The 22,119-nt window shown below is 53.5% G+C and carries 17 protein-coding genes; 10 read left to right on the top strand and 7 right to left on the bottom strand.

Annotated elements, in window-relative coordinates; all coding sequences use genetic code 11:
* Positions 1-172 precede the first annotated feature (172 nt).
* From CHH60_RS16415 to CHH60_RS16390, 5 genes are all read left to right on the top strand, one after another.
* Positions 173-667, top strand: a complete 495-nt coding sequence (locus CHH60_RS16415) for a DUF6385 domain-containing protein (RefSeq protein ID WP_095360138.1) — start codon at positions 173-175, stop codon at positions 665-667.
* A 43-nt stretch (positions 668-710) separates the two neighbouring features.
* Complete coding sequence (locus CHH60_RS16405; protein WP_255247956.1) at positions 711-2,117, top strand: DUF6385 domain-containing protein; 1,407 nt, start codon at positions 711-713, stop codon at positions 2,115-2,117.
* A 79-nt stretch (positions 2,118-2,196) separates the two neighbouring features.
* Positions 2,197-4,353 (top strand): glycosyltransferase, encoded by a 2,157-nt coding sequence (locus CHH60_RS16400; RefSeq protein WP_095360137.1) that lies wholly within the window; start codon positions 2,197-2,199, stop codon positions 4,351-4,353.
* The gene (locus tag CHH60_RS16395) at positions 4,316-6,268 is read left to right on the top strand and encodes a glycosyltransferase (RefSeq protein WP_176476087.1); all 1,953 of its coding nucleotides are present in this window, start codon (positions 4,316-4,318) and stop codon (positions 6,266-6,268) included. Before CHH60_RS16400 ends, CHH60_RS16395 begins: the two co-directional genes overlap by 38 nt.
* Before the next feature lie 50 nt (positions 6,269-6,318).
* Complete coding sequence (locus CHH60_RS16390; protein ID WP_217989992.1) at positions 6,319-8,358, top strand: glycosyltransferase; 2,040 nt, start codon at positions 6,319-6,321, stop codon at positions 8,356-8,358.
* Between the two features lie 75 nt (positions 8,359-8,433).
* On the opposite strand, the gene CHH60_RS16385 is transcribed toward CHH60_RS16390, so the two are convergent.
* Genes CHH60_RS16385 through CHH60_RS16370 form a run of 4 tightly spaced genes read right to left on the bottom strand, consistent with a single transcriptional unit; the run spans position 8,434 to position 12,623 of the window.
* Complete coding sequence (locus CHH60_RS16385; RefSeq protein WP_095360134.1) at positions 8,434-9,105, bottom strand: class I SAM-dependent methyltransferase; 672 nt, start codon at positions 9,103-9,105, stop codon at positions 8,434-8,436.
* The gene (locus CHH60_RS16380) at positions 9,102-10,439 is read right to left on the bottom strand and encodes a glycosyltransferase family 4 protein (RefSeq protein WP_095360133.1); all 1,338 of its coding nucleotides are present in this window, start codon (positions 10,437-10,439) and stop codon (positions 9,102-9,104) included. Before CHH60_RS16380 ends, CHH60_RS16385 begins: the two co-directional genes overlap by 4 nt.
* 1 nt (position 10,440) lies before the next feature.
* Positions 10,441-11,331: a glycosyltransferase gene (locus CHH60_RS16375; RefSeq protein ID WP_095360132.1), complete on the bottom strand. Its 891-nt coding sequence runs from the start codon at positions 11,329-11,331 to the stop codon at positions 10,441-10,443.
* Positions 11,331-12,623: a hypothetical protein gene (locus CHH60_RS16370; protein WP_095360131.1), complete on the bottom strand. Its 1,293-nt coding sequence runs from the start codon at positions 12,621-12,623 to the stop codon at positions 11,331-11,333. The genes CHH60_RS16375 and CHH60_RS16370 overlap by 1 nt, the downstream gene beginning before the upstream one ends.
* A gap of 389 nt (positions 12,624-13,012) precedes the next feature.
* On the opposite strand from CHH60_RS16370, the gene CHH60_RS16365 reads away from it, so the two are divergent.
* Genes CHH60_RS16365 through cydC form a run of 4 tightly spaced genes read left to right on the top strand, consistent with a single transcriptional unit; the run spans position 13,013 to position 19,201 of the window.
* Positions 13,013-14,428, top strand: coding sequence for a cytochrome ubiquinol oxidase subunit I (locus tag CHH60_RS16365; RefSeq protein WP_095360130.1), 1,416 nt, complete (start codon positions 13,013-13,015; stop codon positions 14,426-14,428).
* Entirely contained in the window at positions 14,373-15,428 is a 1,056-nt protein-coding gene (cydB, locus tag CHH60_RS16360; protein WP_255247955.1) for a cytochrome d ubiquinol oxidase subunit II, read from the top strand. Before CHH60_RS16365 ends, cydB begins: the two co-directional genes overlap by 56 nt.
* Before the next feature lies 1 nt (position 15,429).
* Positions 15,430-17,298 (top strand): thiol reductant ABC exporter subunit CydD, encoded by a 1,869-nt coding sequence (gene cydD, locus CHH60_RS16355; RefSeq protein ID WP_095360129.1) that lies wholly within the window; start codon positions 15,430-15,432, stop codon positions 17,296-17,298.
* Position 17,299: 1 nt separating this feature from the next.
* Positions 17,300-19,201, top strand: a complete 1,902-nt coding sequence (gene cydC / locus CHH60_RS16350) for a thiol reductant ABC exporter subunit CydC (RefSeq protein WP_095360128.1) — start codon at positions 17,300-17,302, stop codon at positions 19,199-19,201.
* 166 nt (positions 19,202-19,367) lie between these two features.
* Here cydC and CHH60_RS16345 read toward each other — a convergent pair whose 3' ends face one another.
* The 3 genes from CHH60_RS16345 to CHH60_RS16335 all read right to left on the bottom strand — a co-directional run bounded on the left by CHH60_RS16345 (position 19,368) and on the right by CHH60_RS16335 (position 21,579).
* The gene (locus CHH60_RS16345) at positions 19,368-20,327 is read right to left on the bottom strand and encodes an MraY family glycosyltransferase (RefSeq protein WP_095360332.1); all 960 of its coding nucleotides are present in this window, start codon (positions 20,325-20,327) and stop codon (positions 19,368-19,370) included.
* Between the two features lie 128 nt (positions 20,328-20,455).
* Positions 20,456-21,262: a hypothetical protein gene (locus CHH60_RS16340; protein ID WP_176476100.1), complete on the bottom strand. Its 807-nt coding sequence runs from the start codon at positions 21,260-21,262 to the stop codon at positions 20,456-20,458.
* An 8-nt stretch (positions 21,263-21,270) separates the two neighbouring features.
* The gene (locus CHH60_RS16335) at positions 21,271-21,579 is read right to left on the bottom strand and encodes an ArsR/SmtB family transcription factor (protein ID WP_255247954.1); all 309 of its coding nucleotides are present in this window, start codon (positions 21,577-21,579) and stop codon (positions 21,271-21,273) included.
* 159 nt (positions 21,580-21,738) lie between these two features.
* On the opposite strand from CHH60_RS16335, the gene CHH60_RS16330 reads away from it, so the two are divergent.
* Positions 21,739-22,110, top strand: coding sequence for a nuclear transport factor 2 family protein (locus CHH60_RS16330; protein WP_095360126.1), 372 nt, complete (start codon positions 21,739-21,741; stop codon positions 22,108-22,110).
* Positions 22,111-22,119: the final 9 nt, after the last annotated feature.

Here is a 22,119-nt window from a genome sequence, read left to right as displayed (position 1 = left end):
AACTGACTTTGGTATGCAAATGATACTCTCGTCCTTGTACTTACAGTGTATGTACAACATCGAGGAAGCGTTTGGGGCAAGAACGGCAAAATTGAAAATCGCGGCAGATGCCGTGCCCGTATTTTAAGTCCGGGCATACGATGCGGAAGCACATTTTTTAAGGGGAATCGAGATGAGCCGAACAGCGAAGCGAAGCAAGAAGAGATTGAGACCAACTAAATATGTGAGCCGCCGCCGACCCCGCCGATCCTGCCGCGCTAAACTGCTGAAACCTCCTTGTTCCCGGATTAATCGTCCCCGGGTCAAGCAGGGTCGTCCCTCACGCACGATACTCCCTGGTGCTACTCACTGTTTTACAGAGCATACCTATGTCGGGGCCGAAACCAGCAGTTCCACCAGTGCTCTTCCTGCTCAGGATACATCATCGCTCAGCTTGTACACATATGGCATTGTGAACCGGGGCAAGAATCCGGCTCTGGTACAGATCCAGATTAGTCCCAATGCAGTGGATTATGCGGTGGACAGCCAGGAGGTGATTGCGGAGGGCCAAACCAAAGCTTTGGTTCCGCAGCGGTTCCTTCGATATACGCGGCTTGCGATTCAATCGGTGGAACCGGATCAACCCACCAGGCTGGATGTTTACTTTCAGGCACAGCGCATGCCCTAAGGTGAAATAACATGACTGATTTCCAGGGAGGAGGACGGGGCTCATGCCTAACTTCACAACGTTTAACACGAATCCGGACAATCTGCGGACCCTGATCTTTGGTCAGGATGCTACCGGTACGGCCCAGCCCGTCAGAACGGATACGAGTGGTAATGTTGTCGGGATCATTTTGGACGGAACGATCAGTAACATCTCGGGTTTGACGACGGTCACCATTAATGCAGGCACAATCACCAACCTTCTGAATGGTACCCTTACGAGTGTACTCGGGGCCACCATTACAGCAGGTACGATTACAAGTGTGCTTGGAGCTACGGTGACAGCGGGGACCTTGACGAACTTGCTGAATGGTACGATCACCAGTGTGCTCGGAGCAACCATTACAGCCGGAACCATTACGAGCGTGCTTGGAGCTACGGTGACAGCGGGAACGTTGACGAACCTGCTGAATGGTACCCTCACGAGTGTGCTCGGAGCGACCATCACGGCAGGCACACTGACGAACTTGTTAAATGGTACGATTACAAGTTTACTTGGAGCAACCATCACAGCCGGAACCATTACAAGCGTGCTTGGGGCCACGGTCACAGCGGGGACTTTGACGAACTTGCTGAATGGTACGATTACGAGTGTACTCGGCGCCACAATCACAGCAGGAACAATCACCAGCGTACTCGGAGCCACGGTAACCGCAGGCACCTTGACGAACCTGCTTAACGGTACAATCACGAATGTGCTTGGTGCCACAATTACAGCAGGAACAATTACCAGTGTACTGGGTGCGACGATTACTGCAGGTACAATCACAGGCATTCTGGGAGCGACGCTTACAGCCGGAACGTTGACGAATCTGCTGAATGGTACCCTCACAAGTGTGCTCGGCGCGACCATCACGGCGGGCACGCTGACAAACTTGCTGAACGGAACCATCACCAGTGTACTTGGTGCAACGGTCACGGCCGGAACATTAACGAACCTGCTTAACGGTACAATCACGAACGTGCTTGGTGCCACAATTACCGCGGGAACGTTGTCGAATCTACTGAACGGAACGATCACCAGTGTACTCGGCGCGACCATCACAGCCGGAACACTTAGCAGCGTAACGTCGATTTCCCAAAAGAGCTTCCAGGAATCGCAGCTGATCAATACTCCCACTGCCAATACGTTTACGCCTCTACCAGCGGTGACAACCAGTGTATTTGGCACATATTCCTTCTTTGTATACAACAGGGGGCCAGGGATCAATCGTGTGGATGCCCAGGTAGAAATCAGCGCCAACGGCTCGAACTGGTACACGGATGTGACGACAGTAACGGGAATTCTGGCAGGCTCCGTGGATGTACTGGTTCCCCAGCGTTTTCTCAAATATACACGCCTTTCCTATCGTTCCAGTCTCATCGGTGCACCAAGTACAATCGATGTGTTCTTCAATGGACAAGGCACATAACCAGGTTCTCAATCATATAGGTACATGGAGTCCCATTTAATGGACTTCATGTACTTTTTTGCGTTGGAGGTGACAGCATATGCAGAACAGGCTGCTTGGAATTCACATGATTGTTCAAAATGAGGAACAACATTTGCCCCGCTGTCTGAATAGTTTCTATCAACCCGGTATGGAATGGTTTATTACAGATACAGGCTCGGGTGACCGCACGCCAGCGATCGCGAGACAATTCGGGGCAACCGTACTTCATGCCCAGTGGGAAGATCACTTTGCACGGGCACGCAATATTAGCCTGCCGCTGGCAGGTACCGAGTGGATTCTGTGTGTAGACGCGGATGAATATGCCATAGATGGTTTGGAAGAGTTAATGAATTATCTGCCCACAGTCCATAAGAGCGTATCGAAGTTAAAAGTGACAATAGAGAATCGGATCGATGAAAAGACGGAAGATCAAGTTATCTTTCAGCCAGTACGCCTGTTTCGATCGGGTTACGGATACCGCTATGAAGGTCGAATTCATGAGCAGCTGGTGTGTGATGATACGGAGAACACCAGGCAGGAATCCGACCCCGTGGCTCCGCTGCGGCTTGGGCATGATGGGTATCTTGCTTCCCAAATCGCTCAGGGGCGCAAACCTTTGCGGAATTTTAAACTTTTGCAGCAGGAATTAAAGGAGCACCCGGATCAGCCTTTTCATCTCTACAACTTGGGAGTGACGTATTGCCAGCTGGGAGAGATGGGGAAGGCAGCGGATTCGTTTGCCCATTCACTGCGCCTAACGGAGCTTGGTGCACCGTACCGGTCTACACTTGTGCGCGATTATGTGAAAGTTCTTGGAGCCCTGGAACGTTATGATGAAGGCCGCGCGCTTCTGGCAGTGGAAACGCAGCATTACCCGGACTACGCTGACCTTCACTTTCTATACGGTGACTTTCTTGAACAACAAGGTCTCGAAGAACGAGCCTATCAATTCTATGCAAGAGCAGTGGATACATCCGAAGATGTTCGCAGTCAGTCCGAATATGTACATGAACAAGGTACAGACACATACAGACCCTATACCGCCATGGCACGTCTGGCACAGAAGAGAGGGTTCCTGCAGGAATCGGCCCATCTGTATGGTCTGGCCTTGGACTACATGTCTGCATATCCCCCTGCACTGCAGGGGCTCGCAGATGTATTGCAGCAATCTGGAGAATCCGATGAGGTCATTGCTGAGGCATTACTGCTTCGCTGGAAGAAACGGTTGAATTTGCGGGAGCAGGACCATACAGGAGAAGGTGCAGATGAGATCAGGAAGATTATTCACGCGCTTGCATCCTGCGGAGCTTATGGGCAGGCTTTGTCCCTGCTCCAGGATCTGGCCCGGAAGGTTCAGATTGACCCTGCAGTTCAGCTGCACTGGATGTTATGTGCGGGCCGGTGCCTGGAAGCCGTACAACTTGCAGAACAGCTGTGGGGTGAACGTGATGTGAGTGTCGAACCTCTCCTGCCCGAGCAGCGACTGGATTGGGCAGTTGCTTGTTGGGCCAGTGGATCAGGCCTTTCTCCTGCTTTTCTGGAGTCATCTGAGCAGGAAGATCGCGAAGTCTGGGGGACGGTGGACGGGTGGTTCAGAGGACAACAGGTGCAGGCGTGGAGCCCCATGAGACAGAGTGGGGAAAGGTTGCCTGAAGTACTGCAATCGCCTGCGCTTAACTTGGTCCGGGACATCGTACAGCGATCTGTCCAAACAGGACAATTGAGAGTGGCCCAGCAGTGGTTTGAGAAGTGGGTGGATGGATGCACGGAGAAGGACCGATGTATAGAGTTCAGCAGATGGCTTGCAGGCATTCTTTATCGCGAAGGATATACCCGGGCGGCCGCTGATCTCCTAATCGGCTGCATGACGGAAGGGAAGCTGGATGCTGAGGGTACCTTTTACCTCGGGGAAGCGTTGTTTGCCAAAGGGCATTACGATCAGGCTGTGTCTCTATTTCAGCAGGCACTGGAGCAAGATGCAGGATCGCATCAGGCACGAGCCGGAGCTGCCATAAGTTATTTGTATTTGGCTCTGGGCGTTATTCAAATGGAGCTGATTCGCTCTCCTTCTAACCCGGGCCTTATAGCGGAGCAGGATGCCCTTCTTCAAAGGTTAAGGACAGCCCAAGGCATTCCTTGGCGTACAGATTGGCATGCCAGAGAGAGGAGGAACCAGCTTGCCGAGCAACCGCATTTCGCTATGCATGATCGTTAAGGATGAGGAGGAGTGGCTCGCGCAATGTCTGGAGAGTGTCCAGGGAGCTGTAGATGAAATTATCGTCGTGGACACCGGCTCTTCGGATCGGAGCAACGATATTGCGCGGCAATACGGGGCTAGGATAGTGCCATATGTGTGGTGTGATGATTTTGCGGCTGCACGTAATGCAGGTCTGGAGCAGGCGACAGGGGAATGGATTCTGTTCCTGGATGCGGACGAGGGGCTGGATTCAGCAGCGCGGGAGCAGCTTCGGAGCTGGACGGCAGCCAGCACATGCGACGGATTGTTTTTGAACATTCATAACTATACAGGTACGGGTCAGCAGGGAGCTACAGTGAATCCGGTATTGCGGTTGTTCCGTAATGCCCCGGAGCATCGGTTCGAAGGGCGGATTCATGAACAGATTGCAGGGGCTATTTGCCGGAAGAATCCGGATGCTGCTTTTCAGGTGACAGACATGATGATCCATCATTATGGTTATCAGACTGCGGTTGTGGAGCGCAAGGACAAGGTGAATCGGAATCTGAAATTATTGGAACAGGCTGTGAGAGAAGAGCCCGAGCAATCGTTCCATCATTATAATCTGGGCGTTGAGTATTTGCGTGTGGGGCAAGCGGAGCGTGCCCTTCAGACCTTTCGTGTGGCTAAGGCAGGCATCGATCCTCTGGTGACCAGTTATGCCCACTTGTTATTCAAGTATGAGTTACGATGCCTTCAACACTTGAATCGCTGGCAGGAAGCATTGGACCACATTGAGGAAGCACTTGTGTTATTCCCGGATTATACGGATCTGCTTCATAACCGCGGAGTGTGTCAGGAAGCATTGGGTCACACGGAGCAGGCAGAGCATTCATTGCGTGAAGCCATTCAGTTGGGACCGCCGCCTCCTGTGTACCATACGGAAGAAGGAATGGGCACCTATCAGACCTGGTACGCCCTCGGGCGGCTGCTGGAAGGGCGGGCAGACCTTGAGGGTGCAGTCGATGCTTACGTGGAAGCTGTACGTGCCAAATCCAGTTTGCTGCCACCTCTCTACCGAATATTCCGGATCATGCGGGTATCGGGGCAGCAACCGGTTATACCCGCACTGATTACCCATCGTTTCGCCCTGTCTTCCGAAGAGGCCACTCACAAGATCATTGGCATTCTGGAGCAGACCCGTTGTTATGATGCAGCGCTGGAGATGCTGCCAGGCGCAGCTTCGCAACCTTCGAAGGAAATGAGAGAACGGCTGTCATTTGCTGAGGCGCTGCTTCATATCGGACAGGGGAGATGGAACAAGGCGAGGCTCAAGCTGGATACCGTTCGGCGTAAAAAAGGTGAATACGCGCTCCAAGCAGCCAGTTGGCTGGAGCGTGTGAACTGGCTGGAAGGGCGGGAGACAGCAGCATCGGATCCGTTAACGATGTGGCTGAGTCACGGTGTGCAATCGGGGCCAGAACGGTCCGCAGGACTAGAGAAGGCCGTCTTGCATACCACTGCCAGCACGAATGCCAATGCCAAAGCCAATGGAAGGCCTGGTGATACTGAAGCAAAGACTGAAGCAACAGCTTACGAGGGCTGGCAGGCCTTGGCTCTGCTGATGGAGGGATGCGTACACTCCGGTAAATGGGCCGAGCTGCTTGGGCTCGTTCAGATCTGCCAACGATTTTTGGCAGCGGATGTCCACTCGTCGGAAGAGCTCCATCAAGGGCAAGCGCTGAACCGGAATTCGAAATATGTGCAGGAACCTTTTGTCGGAGGTTTCAATACCGCTGCAGGAGCGGGTTGGCTGGCGAAGAGTCTCGTAGGTGCCGCAGATTATCATTTACAGGAGTTGGCCGGAGAACCGAATGGTGAACGTCACCGCTGCTGGCCAGTGATTCAACAGCTTCGGCTGGAATTGCCGGGACCGGATGGTTTTGAGATCTGAATCATTGTCAGTATGGAGGGATGAGCTTGGAGCCTGGAATCAGCCTGTGCATGATTGTGAAGGACGAGGAGGATGGTCTTAGGAGCTGCTTGGAATCTGTCAGGGGAATCGTGGATGAGATAATCATTGTCGATACCGGTTCAGTAGATGATACGCTTCGAATTGCCGCCCTCTATGGTGCCAAGATCATTCGTGCAGAATGGAACGGGGATTTTGCTGCTGCTCGCAATCAGTCTCTTACCGCTGCAACCCAGCCCTGGATTCTGGTATTGGATGCAGATGAAGTATGGGGGCAGACGGAGCAAATGAAGACAGAGCTTACGCACTTACTACCCGTGAGCCCTGATCATGTCTGGGGATACTGGATCAAGGTGACGAGTCTCTTGGGGCGGTCTGGTGAAGAACGGGTGACGGATGCGGTGTGCCGCTTATTCAGGAACGATCGCCGGATTACATTCAAGGGTAGAATCCACGAAGAGGTCGCATCATCCATCATGGCTTTTGCTCCTGAAGGTATGAGGTATTCGGAGCTGGAAGTCCTGCATTATGGCTATCTGGAAGAGGTGATTGTACGCAAAAATAAAACAGAGCGGAATATGCGTCTGATTCGTTCCGCTCTGAATGATGGGGCCGATGAGCAGCCGGAGCTGCTGTATGCGCTGGCTGCGGAGTGGTTTCAGCAAGAGAAGTACAATGAGGCACTGCGGCTGCTTGAACCGCTAATTGCCCGGCTTGGGCCATCCTGCGGTTATCATTCGGATCTGGTACTCAAAACAGCATATGCCTTAAGGGAAAGAGGGCGGCCGGAACGGGCGCTGGCTGTGGTACAGGCATGGGCTACCGTATATGCTGACTTCGCGGATGTGCTGGAACTTGGCGCGGTGCTGGAATTGGACCTCGGCAGAGAAGAAGCAGCGCTGGCCTGGTTGAAGAAGGCTCGATCCGCAGCGAAAAAAACCGGACAGTACACTTCCGTTTCAGGTGCCGGAACGTACCGAAGCCTAACGCTGGAAGGCATCGCGCATGAGCGTTTGGGCCGCTGGGAAGAGGCTGAGGCAGCCTATATTGCTGCACTGGCAGCGCAGCCCGGAAACATGGCTGCGTGGCAGCGACTGCTGCTGCTGGCCGCAGCCACCGGGCGGCCAAACGCCATTGCGGATGCCGCATCGCGTGCACTGCTGCCGCCTGCTGCACGGCAGGCGCTTGTTCCGGCCGCGGTGGATGCGCACCGGCCGGAATGGCTGCTGCGCCATGCCGCACCGCTGGCGGCTGTGCTGCGGCAGCAGCCGCTCGCCGCCGGGCTGGTGCTGGCCCAGCTGGGCGAAGATGCGGCAGCGCGGGCATCGCTGCAGCCTTGGGCAGCGCATGCGCAGCTCGGGCCCGAGGCGTCGCTGGCGCTGTGGGCGCTCGGCCACAAGCGCAGCGATGGGCGCGCATTTGCATGCGCAGGCGCCCACCAGCCGCTGCAGGGCCGCACAGCATGCGCGCTCCCTGCAGCGGCACTTGCTGCCGAGGCGCTGCTGCGCGGCTCCGCGCCAGGCAATGCAGCGGCTGTGCCGTGCAATGCTGCTCCGCGCAGCGCAGCCCCTGCGTCACGCGCCGAAGCAGCTGCGCCGCTGCAGGCCGTGCACGCCGCTGCGCAGGCGCTCGCGCGCGTGGGCGCCTGGGCTGCATGGCTGCGCCTGCTGCAGGCCCTGCCGCAAGGTGCCGCCCCGGCGCTGCTCGCGGCGCTTCCGCCTGCGGCACGCTGCGGTCTGCTGCGCGCGCCCGCAAGCGTCCGTGAAGGGCTGCTGGAGCTATTCGGCTTGCCGCCGGCCATGCAGCAGCCCTTCATGGACGAAATGCCCGCCACAGCTGGTGCCACAGAGGCACTGCTGGCAGGCACGCTCGCGCTGCTCGCCGGGCGGCAGTCCGCCGCGCAGGAATGGGCCAGGAGGGCCCGGCATATCGCGCTTCAGCCTGCCGCCTCTGGCCGCCCGGCGAATGTATCTTCGCCGGGGCTGCACATGCTGCTGCGCCTGACATCTCCCGGCGCATCAGCAACCGAAGGCTTTGCATCCCGCTGTAAGATGCTATTCGTCCATCTCTGACATACCCGGCTTTCACCCACATAACAGCTAACCCCATTGCTGGCATTTGACAGCTTCATCCTTGCTAACGAATGGCTACCCTTTCCGAATGATCGCCCGGAAGCAGCGAATTGGCGTCCCATACATGTCGGACCAGATGGCATCATCAGGCTCTTCCACCACGAGCTTTCCATCAATGGTGAGACCGGTAACGGCCATGATGGTCTCGAGTAAATCGGGCCGCATCTCCGGCACATCAAAGGTTGCAATTAATTGTCCATCCGGCTTCATAACCCGGGCGAATTCGCGAAAGGCACGCAGCATCGTGCCTGTATCCAGATGCTCCAGAACCGAAATGCAGAATATTCGGTCAAACATGCCGGAGGCATAAGGCAGCTGCGCCAGGTTTGCCTGAGCGCGATGCAGCCTGGTCAAGTAGTGCTCCGGTAAATGGCGCGCAGCTTCTTCGCCGAAATCGGAGGCAATATCCTGCCGGATTGCTTCCTCCGACAAGATGCGTTCATCCCAATCACAGGCGTGAGCTTCCCGGCAGTGTTCGGCCAGCCAAAACTTGAACGGATGGGAAATGCCGCAGGCTGCATCCAGTACCACGTCGTTTTGTTGGGCGAACTGGCGGGCCCATTCATATTCGTAAGGTCTGCTCCACCATGCCGGATGCAGTGGGAATACCAGCGTATCTGTTTTGGAATCGCTTTGCCGAACATATCTGGATACTAATGCCTCATTCTGATTAGGTGTGTCCATCATCCCCGTATCCCCTCTCTCAATCCTGCATCTGCCAAGAACGTTTCCAATACCGAACGCCACTTGCGCCGCCATCCGGATAGATCGTAGGCGACAGCTGTTTCCCTAGCGTATATGCCGAGGCGCTCCCGCTCAGCTCTGTCCTCCAGCAAGCGAACCAGAGCGGCGGTTAGTGCTTCATCGCCAGGGGGCACAAGCAGCCCATTGAAACCGTCCTGTATGAGATCGTTTAACCCGCCCACGTTGGAGGCAACGACCGGAATGCCGCAGCTCATGGCTTCCAGGCAGGCATAGGAGGTTCCCTCCGAGAACACCGTGGGAATCACGGCAATATCAGCCTGATGGTAGGCCTCGCGGATATCCCTGAAGTCGTACGTACGCTGCAAGATGCGATCCTGGTGCGGATGAGTGCGGTGCCAATACCGAAACACCCTGCCCACCGTGCTGCCTTCAACCAGTTCTCCGGCAAATTCAATCTCCAGATCCGGATAGGCGCCCAGCAGCCGATCTGCCGCAAGCATCATGGGGATGATGCCCCGTTCCATACTGATCCGGCGCGGATACAGAATTCGCAGAGGACGGGCAATCTGTGATGGCAGAGCAGTACTGTCGATGCTGTCAGCAGAATCAGAGATCACGTTAGTCTGATCGGAATTGTCAGCGTTATCAAGCAGAACAGCTTCTTTTGCACTCAATCCGGAGATGACGACCCCGGCTTCTTCCTGGCTGGCGAGATCCTCCTTCCATGCTGACAGCCATTCCGCTTCCTGTTCCTGTCCGAACCTCGGTCTGGGGGGAGCGGGAGTGAAGTAGGAGGTATCCACAGCATTGGGAATAAGGACAACCTGTTGGGGATCATCAAACGTGCATGCTGCCCGGCAAAAGGTCTGAAAATGGGAGTCTACCGATACGATGCGGACCAGTCCATCCAGTGCCAATTGGATGTGCTCAGCCACCCGCTGCTTGGTCTCCAGCGGCAATCCGGGGCGATCCCAGTTAATGCCGTGGCAGATGCCCAGACTGCCGGGCTTGTAGCTGATGGGCTGCCAGAGACAGCTGGCATAGATGACAGGGCCGCGAGCTGCAGCTGCCATCCGGGCAAAGGCTTCAGGCACATCATCCATATCGTAGGCGTACCCGAATACATCAATCTGCTCCGTACGGGTCTGAAAGGCTTCATAATAAGACAACTGATGCACTTCGGGATTATGCCCCAGCTCGCGGATCACACTGCACAGATCCAGAATATAACGTTCAAGCCCCCCTCCGAATACCCGTCCAAACTCCCGGTTGTATCCATCCGTGAAGCTGTGTGTCAAAATGCTGACCACACCCATCTCAATGCTCCTCCTTCCAGGGAACCAGCCGAGGTTCCGGGTCCAGGATGGATTCGTAATGTTCCAGACTGCCCCACTCGCCGCTGGGATCAATGCGTTTGTAACGCAGATACTTGCGAACCCGGTCTTCGAGGCTGCCTGCCCACCCCAGATGCTGTACTTTTAATTCCGTGCGAATGCCAGGCAATACCGAACTGGACAAGGGGAGACGGGGAACATGATGGTTCTGCTGTGGGTAAAAGTAGGGATACTCCGGCAGATAGCGGACAAGTGATGCCGTATGCCGTCTGTGCAGACCCCAAAGTTCGTCATCCCGGTAGTGGGTCCGTCCGCCCCACATATCGTAGAATCGGAATGCCACCCAGTCTGCATGGTCCTGGTTGATCAGATCGCGTATCGCTTCCTTGGCCTCCGTACTGTACAGTTCATCCGCATCGACGGACAGCAGCCAGTCCGGTGAAGTACTTACAGCCGCTTGCCATAACGCATTGCGGAGCCGCCATTCCTCTGCAAATAGAGGCTTCTCCAGGATCTCGAGCCGAATCACTTTTGGATAGGACCTGCATATGTCTGGTGTTCCATCGGTACTCGCATCATCCACGATAACGATCTCATCCACGAATTCACTCAGATCACGGAGGACTTCCTCGAGGTATCGTCCGCGTTCGTTACGGACCTGCAGCATGGCAGTCAGTTTGTTTCCCTGACTTTTGCGGATACGGCGGATGGAAGAAGATGTGGGGCGTGAATGCTCGCTTTCCACCTCATTGCTCTTCGAGTCCATCTGATGGTCTGCCAATGTTTCGGAAGAGGAGGGGGGAACTTCAGTCCGAATGTCAGACTGCATGCCCAGCCCCCGATTATGCTGCGTGCGCTTCTTCGGGTCCAGCATCACGGCACCTCCCCAAGCAGCTGCTGTACAGCGTGATCCAGCAGTTCCATCTCCACAATCCGTGCGAGAGCCTCTTCATTCTCCATTGCAGCTTCGAGAAACTGTCGCACTGCCCCGTGACGATCTCCCCGCAAGGCCATGGCAGTCCCCGATAACTCCTGATAATCCCTGCGGCTGGAACGATCCTGAATATCTGCCGCATGGACCAGAGCCAGAGCATCCTCCACACATTCGGTCTCCTGATATATCCGGAACTTCCAATGCCGGGCGGTTTCTCCTCCAAGTGCATCCAATATCCCCAGCGCAGCTCCGTAATCATCGTTTAACCGCAGCAGCTCTGCCTGCACAAGCTGATCCTCTCCCGCCTCCAGCCAGCGGCACAGCTGTTCATAGTGATGCCGTTCCTGTTCGCTGCCTGCACTGATTCCGTAGACTTGCAGCGCAGATTCAACTTCTCCTGCTTTGGCATGAATGGCTGATAGAAACCGATAGTGTGATTGCACACAATCACTTCGTCCGTTCATGATCGCATGTGTAAAGGCCTCCTTCAGGGACGCTGCTGCACGGGAGTCGTCCAGCAAATATTCGTAGGCTGCCAGCAAAAAGGAGATCGTCTCATGCGGCCCCGTTTTGGAACGGAGCTGGCGGTAATAGTCTGCACGCATGCTGCACTGGAGCGGAGTGATGGTGTCCGGTGCTTCGGTAACGGTTTGTCTGAGGGCATGAAGAAAAAGCAGCTCATAATCTCTTAGCGGAATTTCGAGATCATCCTTGTGTATGGAGCCAGCCGGAGACTTGTCTTCACCGCCCAGCCAGACCGCGCGGACGCCCTGAAAGGCCAGCTTCATGTACCGTGTTTCCGAAGACGTGCCGATCAGATCGGCAGTACCAACCAGTCTGGATATGCAACCCTCCCACAGCGGAGAGCTTGCTTCATCGCCTGACGGCTCGGGAAGCAGCACAATGCTGATCTTCGGATGCATCGATTGAACTGCTGTAAGCCAGTAAGGGTGTGCAATGACGGCAGCGGTGCGGTTCTGCTGCAGCAGAATCTCTGCTTCTGGCAGGGTGATTACTGAAATGGCCGGGGGCATCTCTTCAGAACGTTCCTGACTGCTTACATATAAGACCTCTCCCTCGGCCGAGAGCAGGGCAGCAATGTCCGGATAAGGAAAAGTGGACCATCCCCCTTTGCGGGGAAAAAGAATGTACCGATTGGGAGGACATTTGCTGCCATCCTCATTTGACGCTGTTTTCCCGTTGATCTCCGGTATCGATTCAGGCTTATCCATAGGTCATCACCTCACTTTGACTGCATTCTAACGTTCCGCCCCCGCTTCCGGAGGTGTTCCATCTCTCCACATCATATGTACAGCCCTTAAGGCACTTCGCATGATATGTCTGACTCTAGCATATGGGCATGTTGTGCCAAACATGAGCAACTTCCCTGAATAGACGAAGCAGATAAGCCGCATATTAGGCTGAATTTTATCCAATGTGTGACCATCGTCACATTTTTTTCGCAATTCTGATGTAGATTGTGATAATTGTCACATGTACAAAATAGGCAATCTGGCACAATACGTTCATCACGTATTTGGCGGACAGACAGACAGCGAAGGTGCAGCTTCCATGCCAAATGCAAATCACTGCGATGTAAACAGAAAGAAGGGGTAACGGTATGGATCCGATTATGCTATCGCGTATCCAATATGCACTCACAACGATCTTCCATTTCTTTTTTGTACCGCTGTCCATCGGTCTTGTACTGCTGGTTGCCATTATGGAGACGTTGTACGTAGTCAAGGGCAAGGAGATCTACAAAACGATGGCCAAGTTCTGGGGCAAGCTGTTCCTGATTAACTTTGCCGTCGGGGTCGTGACAGGTATTCTGCAAGAGTTCCAGTTCGGCATGAACTGGTCCGAGTATTCACGCTTTGTCGGGGATGTGTTCGGGGCGCCACTGGCGGTTGAAGCCTTACTGGCGTTTTTTATGGAGTCTACATTTATCGGGCTCTGGATTTTCGGGTGGGACCGGTTGTCCAAAAAAGTACATCTGGCCTGTATCTGGCTCGTATTTGTCGGCACATTCCTGTCCGCATTGTGGATTCTAGCAGCCAATTCATTCATGCAGCATCCGGTCGGTTTCGAAATCAACAACGGCCGTGCCGAGATGAATGATTTCCTCGCCCTGCTTACCAATGGTCAGCTGTTGGTTGAATTCCCGCATACGATCTTTGGCGCATTAATGACAGGGGCCTTCGTGGTAACCGGCATCAGTGCGTACAAATTGATGAAAAAGCAGGATGTGGAGATTTTTCGCAAATCGTTCAATATTGCCATCATCATTGGTCTTGTTTCCTCATTCGGTGTGGCGTTCTCCGGGCACTTCCAAGCGCAATATCTGGTGGAGACGCAGCCGATGAAGATGGCAGCCAGTGAAGGAACTTGGACAACAACGGAGGATCCTGCGCCGTGGACGGTCATCGCATCAATAGATCCGGACAAACAGGAGAACTCCGGTGAGATCAAGATTCCTGGATTGCTCAGTTATCTATCCTACAGCAAATTCTCTGGCAGTGTTCAAGGCATGAAGGAACTCAATGCCGAGTATCAGCAGACATATGGGCCAGGGAACTACATCCCGCCAGTACGGACGACGTTCTGGAGCTTCCGTATCATGATTGCTGCGGGTGGTTTAATGATTGTACTCGCCCTGTACGGTACATTTCTGGCGATGCGCAAGAAGCTGGAGGTAGCTGGAACATGGTTTATGCGCCTGATGGTTGTTGCCATATCCCTGCCTTTCATCGCCAATACGTCGGGCTGGATTATGACGGAGGTGGGGCGGCAGCCTTGGACGGTATTCGGATATATGACGACCGAAGCCAGTGTATCGCCTAACGTGAGCGCAGGCCAGATTCTGTTCTCTACCATTGCGTTTACGGCGGCTTATACGGTTCTGGGCATTGTCATGGTCTATCTGTTCGTTCGTGAGATCAAGGCAGGTCCGCACGCAGTAGATAAGCCGGAGGAACACGATGAATCGGCCGATCCGTTCGGCATGGATGGGGGGTATTCCGTTGTCACTAAGTGAGCTTTGGTTCCTGTTGATTGCTGTATTGTTTGTCGGTTTTTTCTTTTTGGAAGGCTTCGATTTTGGTGTGGGAATGTCCACAGGCATGATTGCCAAATCAGATCGTGAACGTCGTACCCTGATCAACTCCATCGGTCCGTTCTGGGATGGAAACGAGGTCTGGCTAATCACGGCAGGCGGCGCAATGTTCGCTGCTTTTCCGCATTGGTATGCCACCTTGTTCAGCGGTTTTTACCTGCCGCTTGTCGTTGTATTACTCGCATTGATCGGCCGTGGAGTCGCTTTTGAATTCCGGAGCAAGATGAAGCAGCAGCGCTGGCGCAAAACATGGGATATCATCATTGTCGTCTCAAGCAGCCTCCTGCCATTTCTGTTCGGAGTTGTCTTTGCAACGCTCATGAAGGGTTTGCCCATTGATGGAGAGATGCAGATGCGTGCGGGATTCCTGGACATCGTCAACCCGTATACTGTTGTTGGCGGTCTAAGTGTAACCTTGTTATGTCTCGTTCATGGTCTGCTGTTCGCTTCCTTGCGGACCGTTGGCGATCTCAGGGAACGGGCGTTGAATATGGCAAATAAATTAATGCTACCGCTGGCCGCCATTCTTGCGGTGTATGCAGTGATGACCTACTTCATGACAGATGTGTTCGCGGTTCGCGGCTGGGCGCTCTGGATCATGGTGGTCCTTGGTGCCGTTTCATTGGGTCTCGCTGCGTACTTCGTGCGGCATAAGCGTGAGGGCTGGGCTTTTGGTATGACTGGAGCCGTTATTGCCATCGCGTTTGCCTCTGTATTCATTGGCCTGTTTCCAAGAGTCATGGTCAGTTCCTTGGGCTCAGCGTTCGATCTGACCGTGTATAATGCGGCTTCCGGTGCGTATTCACTGAAAGTGATGACGATTGTAGCCTGCACACTGCTGCCTTTTGTCCTCGGATATCAGATCTGGAGTTATTACATTTTCCGCAAACGTCTGAACGAGCAGCATCACCTGGAGTACTGACATGGGACGGGGATTGCTGAAGCTGCCGGGGATCCGGCCTGTACTGGCGCTGGCTTCAGCGCTGGTACTGCTGCAGGCGATGACAATCATTATGCAGGCAAAATGGCTTGCCGAGGCCATAACGGCATTGTTCGAAGGGTCATCCATCGCAGAGCAGTACCCTGTGCTGCTGCTGTTTCTGGCTGCTTTTGCTGCCCGGTACGCCATTTCCTTCTGGCTGCAGCTGGTGGCCATGCGATATGCAGAGAAAACGGGAACAGACCTGCGCAGGCAAATGATAGAGCAGTGGTTCAGGCTTGGCCCGCGTTTTGCCAAAACGGAAGGAACAGGGCATCTGGTCACGTTGGCACGCGAAGGAACAGCCCAGTATAAGACGTATCTGGAGCTTTTTATCCCCCGTATGTTGGGCATGGGGTTTACTCCCATCGTTATTCTCTTGTATGTGTTCAAGCTGGATATCATGTCCGGTATTATTTTGACCGTGACCCTTCCCATATTAATTGTGTTCATGATTCTGGTCGGTCTTGCCGCACAGCGTAAGATTGATGGGCAATTCAAGTCATACAAGGCACTGGCCAATCACTTTGTGGATACGCTTCGCGGACTCGAAACGCTGAAAACGCTGGGCCAGAGCGGTAAGCATACGGATACGATTATTCGAGTCAGCCAGCGCTACCGAAAAGCAACGATGTCTACGCTGCGCATGGCCTTTTTGTCTTCCTTCGCGCTGGACTTCTTCACCATGCTCTCGGTTGCCTCAGTCGCAGTTGGTCTCGGCTTGCGGCTAACGGAAGGACAGATGCTGCTCGGACCGGCGCTGACGGTACTTATTCTGGCACCGGAGTATTTCCTGCCTGTGCGTATGGTAGGTGCAGATTATCACGCCACATTGGATGGCAAGGAAGCCGGAGAAGCAATTGTTCAGATGATTGAGCGGGGGAAGGCAGCCGAACAGAGACAGCGGGAAGCATATGCCACTACTGTTCTTCAGATGCAGGCAGGGACGGATGGAGTGAGACCTGTACAGCAGTCTTCTTCCGACCGTAAACATGCCTCGACCATACGTGTTGTATTGCGTGATGATCGCACTACCGGACAAGTGTCTTCAGATTCATCGAAGCTGCTCTGGAACAAGGGCAGCCGGCTGGCACTTACCGATATCCAAGTACGTCATGAAGAGGACGGAGCCACCTCGCTGGAGGATGTCACCTTTCAGATTTCCGGTATGATCAAGGTTGGTATCATCGGTGCAAGTGGTGCAGGGAAATCCACATTGATTGACGTGCTGGCTGGTTTTCAACTGCCCACATCAGGACGAGTGTTGGTGAACGGTCAGCCCGTGTCCCCGGAGATGATGGAATCCTGGAGAACGCAAACGGCTGCCATTCCGCAGCATCCCTATATATTCAGTGGAACCCTTGCTGATAACGTCCGCTTTTATATGCCGAAAGCATCGGATGCGGAGGTTGCAGTGGCTGCTAATGCAGCAGGCTTGAACCAGCTGGTCTCTTCTCTGCCAAACGGACTGCATGAGCGAATTGGAGCCGGCGGTAGACAGCTCAGCGGTGGGCAGGAGCAACGGGTAGCTTTGGCGAGAGCCTTGCTAAGTGCACGGCCGGTACTGCTGCTGGACGAGCCAACCGCACATCTGGATGTAGAGACCGAGTACGAGCTGAAACAGACGATGCTTCCGTGTTTTGAGAACAAACTCGTATTTTTGGCTACGCATCGCCTGCACTGGATGCCGCATATGGACCGCATCATCGTGATGGACAGCGGGACGGTTGCCGAGACGGGAACACATGAAGAGTTACTTGCAAGACAAGGCGTATATTACCAGATGATTCGGGCCCAGATGGAGGCGGTATAACATGGAAGCTGAACATGAGCAGATAGAAACGGCCCGAAACGGGAGTGTGAAGAGCAGCTGGATTTCTCCTTACGTGGTACAGTACCGCTGGAGATTTGCCGGAGTTGTTGCACTGGGGACATGTGCTGCATGTTGTGCCGTGCTGCTGCTCTTTACTTCAGGGTTCCTGATCTCCAAGTCTGCGCTCCGCCCTGAAAACATTCTGATGGTATATGTACCGATTGTGGGTGTTCGTGCGTTCGGGATTTTCCGTGCGGTGTTTCGATATATTGAGCGTCTGGCTGGTCATGATGCCGTACTGCGTGTGCTTGCCGATCAACGGGTGAAGCTGTACCGAATTTTGGAGCCCCAAGCCCTGTTCCTGCGTTCACGAATGCAAACGGGGGATGTGCTTGGTGCACTTGCAGAGGATGTCGAACGGCTGCAGGATATTTATCTGCGTACGGTTTTCCCAGCCATCACAGCATTGATCCTGTATGGTGCGGCAGTTATCTCTTTTGGAACCGTGGATCTGGGTTTTGCATTGTGGATGGGTCTGTACTTGTTATTCCTTATTGGGTTGCTTCCAGCCATTACGCTAAAGATTACATGGAAACAGAAAGTGCGGTTGAAAAAGGAGAACAGCCACCTATATACGCGGCTTACTGACGGTGTACTTGGCCTTGGAGACTGGCTGGCAAGTGGCCGGGCAGCGGAGTTCGTTCGTCTTCAGGAGGAGGGGGAGGAACGGGCAGATTCCGTTCGGCGCAGCCTGCGAAGATGGACGCGCTGGCGTGACCTGATTGCACAATGTATCATCGGACTGATGGTGGTGTCCGTGACATTGTGGGCAGGAAGCGAGGCTGCGGCAGGACAGCTGCCCGCCGTTATGATCGCGGCATTTGTATTGGTTCTATTCCCACTTACGGAAGCCTTACTGCCTGTGTCCGATGCGGTGGAACGTATCCCCGAGTATCGTGAATCGCTGGATCGATTGCAGCATCTGGAGGGTAAGGGACATACTCATGGTGTTAAGTCAGGCATAGATGAAACGAAGCAGTTGGCTGAAGCCCCTTCTGAATCAGCGGAGATGACGAATCGTTCACGAGATCAACGCATTCGTCTGCGTATCCCTCCGAAGCTGAGGGCGGATATTCAAATCGATCATGTAAGTTACCGCTATGCTTCTGAAGATTCCCATGCGGTACAGGGTGTATCTCTGAATCTGCCCCAAGGCAAACGGTTAGCGATTCTCGGGCGCAGTGGTGGAGGCAAATCCACACTGCTCAAACTGATTCAAGGCGCTCTGCTCCCTTCAGCCGGGGAAGTTCTGATCAATGATCAGCCTGTGCAGACGCTGGGGGAGAATGTACCTGATGTCATTGCGGTGCTAAATCAAAATCCGCACCTTTTCGATACGACGGTCGCGAACAATCTGAGAATTGGCCGTCCACACGCAACGGATGAGGAGATCAGACGCGTGGCTGAACAAGTCGGTTTATCCGGCCTTATCGAATCTCTGCCGCAGGGGTACAATACCCCGATGCTGGAGACGGGTATGCGTTTTTCGGGTGGCGAACGACAGCGGATCGCCCTGGCCAGGGTGCTGCTGCGGGAGACACCTGTCGTCATCTTCGACGAACCTACAGTGGGACTTGATCCTGTGACGGAACGCGCACTGATGCGCACCATTCTGGACAGCATGCAGGGCAAAACGATGATCTGGGTTACCCATCATCTCATTGGTGCTGAACAGATGGACGAGGTCATTTTTATGGAAAATGGACAGATTGCCATGCAGGGTTCTCACGAACAGCTGCTGGCTCGGGAAGAGCGCTATCGTCGCCTCGTGGAACTTGACCGACCAGGATGGACAGACTGGCAGAAGCCAGGGGTTCCCTTGCCGCCGGCAGCTTCCAGGTAAGTGTGGTTGGTTTCGAGAATTGAGGGCTTGATCACGTTGATCGGAAGAAAAGAGAGACTTACTCCAAGTTACAGAGCTGATGTAAGGGTCATATCAGCAAAAAGAAGAGCCCGTGGATTCACGGGCTCTTCTTTTTTTTACCTGTATAAAGCAATATTGTCCGTCCCTACATTTCGACCAACATGAGAATGATGGAAGAGAGACAGAGGCAGGTACTAATGAGATACAAAACGCCAACCACCTGCTTATGGTTCAGCCCTGCACGCAGGAGGCGGTAATGAGCCTGGCTTGCATCGGCCTGGTAGATGGCTTTGCCTTGAATGAAACGTTTGATAACAACAAAGATATTGTCGAAGATCGGTACACCAAGAGCCAGAATCGGGATGAATAGGGACAGCATGGTGGCTTGCTTGAATGCCCCGTCAAGGGCAATGACAGCCAGAATAAAACCAAGAAATGTCGCTCCGGCATCACCCATAAATACCTTGGCCGGAGGTTTGTTGTATTTCAGGTACCCAAGCGTTACACCAACAAGCACGATGGACATGAGTGCCGAATCGCTCTGGCCTTTGGCCAGGGCAACGACAAACAGCGTGACTGCCGAGATCGCTGACAATCCGCCAGCAAGACCATCCATGCCATCCGAGAAGTTAATGACCGTGGTTACGCCGAAGATCCACAGGATTGTCAGAATGAACTGCAGCCAGAACGGAAGCATGACGTATTCCGAGGTCAGCGGGTTCACAAACCCGGTGAATGCAATGCCGGAAGCAAATACGAGCACGGCTGCAGAGATCTGAATGATCATTTTGGGCAGGGCAGGAAAGTCTTTGCCTTTTGTTTTGTACCAGTCATCAATGGTGCCAATCGTTAATAGGAGCATACCGCCTGCAACCAATGCGGCTGTCTCCATGGATAACTGCTTCGTAAAAGCAATGTATGTCAGGAAGAATCCGGTGAATATCGCGTAACTCGCCGTCAGTGGAATGGGCTGCCTGTGCAGCTTGCGCTCTACGTCCTCCCGTGGCTTGTCCACAAAATCAAGGCGGTGGGCCAGTCGGCTAAGCGGAGGAATGAGCAGAAGCACGACAACAAAAGACAGCAAAAAGGCCATTATGTATACCATAAAATTGCTTGATTCACTCCCACCTACCATTTTTCCCCTATTATACGAGCTAAAGCGGAAATCTGTCGATGTCATTATTGTAACCTGCAAGATCGCACATGTTGGCAGAAAGCCAAAGTTCAGAATATTTATCGCAAATAAGATCCAAAGAAGTGGTTTGCTGTTTCCACATGATAGCCGTCATCTCCTTGCCAAGTAGCTGCAAAGATAAAATCGCCGGAACCACCCTTGCCTCTTCTCGGCGTATCACCAGGAACCAGCAGTCCGGCAGCAGCCCAGATCTCAATCAGGGCATCCCGTTCCTGTTTGCTCGAAGGGAGCAGACCTTTCCACAGCTTTTCAAGCGAGCGGGCACTATCCTTGGGATCACCAGTCTGGCAGGCTGCGAGAAGCTGTTCAAGGATGGCCTTGTCTTCCGAGGTTACCTCGTAGCTTGAATCGTTATCAAGAAGCAGCAGCTCCAGATCCATTAAACAGTAGAGCAGCCATCCATGACGGACCCCGCCCCATTTGATCCGCTCAAAATTCAGGACGTTCAGATCCACGTTCACATACTGCTTGTCCGACTGTAACCGCAGGTAATTGCAATCCCCACATGCACTGGTGTTGGCATGAAGCGCGGGCCGTTCCGCATAGGTATGCAGAGGTAAACGTGAGGTGAGTGCCCAACTTGAGAGCGCACTGCGCAAATATACTTTTTTGGTAGACAGGCTGTGCAGAAAAGCCGAAACGACCCTGTCCTTCAAGGTGATGTCCTGGTGCATTTCATGCAGACGCCGGACAATCTCGTTGTGAGTGGTGGTCTGTGGATCGAACATCATATGCTTGCTCTTGGCATATTCAAAATCATCTCCAGAGAATGGTGCACGTTCTGTCTTCCAGCCGCCACCTCCCCAGAATGTGCTCAGCAGTATTTTTGCCGCTTTTTTATCCAACAATGCAATTAACCTCCTGCCGTATTCAATATTAATTCTACCAGACCGGGGAAACGACTGTTTAGATCATCCTTTCGCAAAGAGTAAAAATGCTGTTTGCCTTCAATACGTGGCTGGATCAGGCCTGCTTCACGAAGGATTTTGATGTGATGGGACAATGTTGATTTGGAAATATGGTCTACTTCGAAGGCGGAACAGTTTTTCTCGCCGGAGCTGGCCAGGCAGTTTGCAATCTTCATGCGCACCGGATCTCCAAGTGCATTGCAGACCGTGGTAAACTCCATGTCCGAAGCCATGGGTATCGTAGGTGTTTTCATATCTATGACGGTAGCATATTGAAACGTCTCTTTCAATGTTTGATTTTTTTCGAACTGAGGGTTGTAAGGAGACTGGATCGTGTGATACATTGCTATTCAATAGTTCGAAATTATTCGAACTGTAATTCATATCGGTTTATGACCATCAGGAGGAACACCATGATTACCTTGTTAAACAACTATTTTCGTTTATTTGACGCTTCCCGTACGGATGCACGTGCGATGGAGGATTTACTGTCCCTGTTCACACCGGATGCAGAGATTGTGCTGAACGGAACCAGCAGAAGGGGATTTGAAGGTTTTATGAAAGCATTCTACGAGTACAACATGGACGTCAAACATATGTGGGACGGGTGGGTGCTTCAGCCGGATGGCAGCTATCAGACAAACTGGGCCGTATGTGGGCAAGCTGCTGATGGCACGGTATATGCCAAAACAGGGATTGATATCGCCCGCGTGAATGATGAGGGACAGATTATGTATCTGGAAAATGTGCAGGACGACAAGGATGCATTCAGTAAATATAAATGAGTAATGTAT

The organism is Paenibacillus sp. 7523-1 (assembly GCF_002276415.1).
GTDB classification, from domain to species: domain Bacteria; phylum Bacillota; class Bacilli; order Paenibacillales; family Paenibacillaceae; genus Paenibacillus; species Paenibacillus illinoisensis_A.
Note: the sequence above shows the minus strand (reverse complement) of the source record. Positions and strands in the feature narration are given on the sequence as shown.